The 1,843-nt window shown below is 66.5% G+C and carries 3 protein-coding genes; 1 reads left to right on the top strand and 2 read right to left on the bottom strand.

Annotated elements, in window-relative coordinates; genetic code table 11:
* Positions 1-593, top strand: a 593-nt coding sequence (locus Q0X16_RS01635; RefSeq protein WP_297829956.1) for a HAMP domain-containing sensor histidine kinase, incomplete at its 5' end; no start/stop codon positions are given.
* Between the two features lie 26 nt (positions 594-619).
* On the opposite strand, the gene Q0X16_RS01640 is transcribed toward Q0X16_RS01635, so the two are convergent.
* Complete coding sequence (locus Q0X16_RS01640) at positions 620-1,126, bottom strand: hypothetical protein (protein ID WP_297829958.1); 507 nt, start codon at positions 1,124-1,126, stop codon at positions 620-622.
* A gap of 149 nt (positions 1,127-1,275) precedes the next feature.
* Positions 1,276-1,843 (bottom strand): hypothetical protein (locus Q0X16_RS01645; RefSeq protein WP_297829960.1); only part of this gene is annotated, 568 nt, incomplete at its 5' end.

A 1,843-nucleotide genomic window follows, 5' to 3' on the forward strand; every position in this document is an offset into this window, starting at 1 on the left:
CGGCACACAAGCAGCGCATCGAATCGGCCGACCGCGAGCGTATCGAACAGGAGATCCAGCGCATGGACGGCGTGATCGGCGACCTGCTGCGCTTTTCGCGACTTGGCACGACACCGGCCATCCAGCGCCGCCTCCTGCGCCTCGCACCGCTGCTGGCGGCATTGGTCGCCGATGAGGAAATCGAGGCCGGCGCACGCGGCTGTCGCCTGCAGCTGCGCAGCACGCCGGAGCTGGCCGTGATCGGCGATCCCGAACTGCTGCGCAGCGGGCTCGAGAACATCCTGCGCAACGCCATCCGCTACTCGCCACCCTATGCCGAGGTCGAAATCTCGGCCGGCATCGCAGCCGACAACGTGGTCATTTCATTTGCCGACCGCGGCCCCGGCGTGCCCGCCGATGACCTCGCGCGGATCTTCGAGCCCTACTACCGATCGAGCGGCAGCACCGACTCCGGTGGCACCGGCCTCGGGCTCGCCATCGCCCGGCGGGTTTTCGAGGCCCATGGCGGCAGCGTATCGGCCATGGCGCGGCATGGCGGCGGGCTGGTCGTCACGGCAAGGATTCCGGTGGCCGAGGTGATGGCCGACGACTGAGGCCGGGCCGGTCGCGCCGACGACGCTTACAGCACGCGGGCGTCATAGGCCCAGTGCAGAAGTGCCTGGCGCTGCCGGCGCCGGCAGTGCAAGTCGCCACGCATGCAGTATTTCTTCAGTTGCGCAACATGCCGGCGCATGGCGCGCCAGCGACGGATCTGGCGCTCGTCATCCTCGCAGCGACGGCCCAGGTAATAGCGGCAATACCACTGGAACCAGCCGCGCGGATCGGCTTCCCAGATCCAACCCTTCTCACGCCAGACGGCCAGCGGCTGTGAGGCCCTCACACCGAAGAAATTGAGGGCCGCGTCATGGCCCTGCGGCGACAGCTTCGCGCCAGCGAACCAGTCGGCGGGGAACTCGCGGGTGCAATCCGTCATGTACTTGCCGCCGAAGACGCCCAGCCTGAGCATCTGCTGCGGCGTCAGGTCGGGGGTGAACCCCGGATCGAAGTGCCGGCCCGTTGGCTCGGTGAGCCAATAGACGTAGCCCTGCTGCATGAGGTCATCAACGACGACCCGGCGTCTGCCCATTCCCGCTAAGTCTCCGTGGTTCGCCATTCTGCCTGGTAGCCCAGGCCCAGCGTGATGATCCGGTGGAGAAGCTTCGGATAGCGCAGTCCCGCCGAGTCGGCCGACTCGGCGCAATCCTAGCCGTGGCTGAGGTTTGGGTTGGAGTTGGGTTACAGCAGGTATGGGGTGCCATCCGCCGTCAGCCTGAAGTCCATGCGTGCATAGCCCGTCATGTGCAGCGCCCGGTATATCCGCCGGCTGAGGCGACTCAGCCGCTCCTCCACACCTTCACCGAGGTGACGGGCGCGGCCCGTGCGTATGCCGTGCCGGCGCTGGTAGTCGCCATCCCACTTGACCTTGCGCGTGGCGATGCCCGCCTGCACTGCTGACAAGGTGCCGAAGCGCATCTCCCAGACCGGCAGCGTGGTCAGGCGCGTGTTGCCCAGCACGCCGACATACAGCTCGCGGCCGTCGATGTACTCCTCGACCAGCGCATCGGTGCCGATATGGTCGTGGATGAACGCGACGCGATCACGCAAGCGATCGACATCCTCGACGATCGAAGCCTGTGAAATCCCCAGCGAAGCGTCTTCCACGGCTGACTTGACGAACAACGGAAAGGACAATTTGCGCGGCAGACGCAGCGTGCGGCCGCGACGGAACACCGGGAAGCGCGGCGTCGGGATGCGGTGGTAGGCGAGTATCTGCTGGGACAGCACCTTGTCGCGAGACAGCATC

Source organism: Thermomonas sp. (assembly GCF_025993755.1).
Taxonomy (GTDB): Bacteria; Pseudomonadota; Gammaproteobacteria; order Xanthomonadales; family Xanthomonadaceae; genus Thermomonas.

Bases quoted from the DNA above. Each gene is read 5' to 3' on its own strand.
- Q0X16_RS01640 (WP_297829958.1), bottom strand. From the start codon at position 1,126: ATGGGCAGACGCCGGGTCGTCGTTGATGACCTCATGCAGCAGGGCTAC.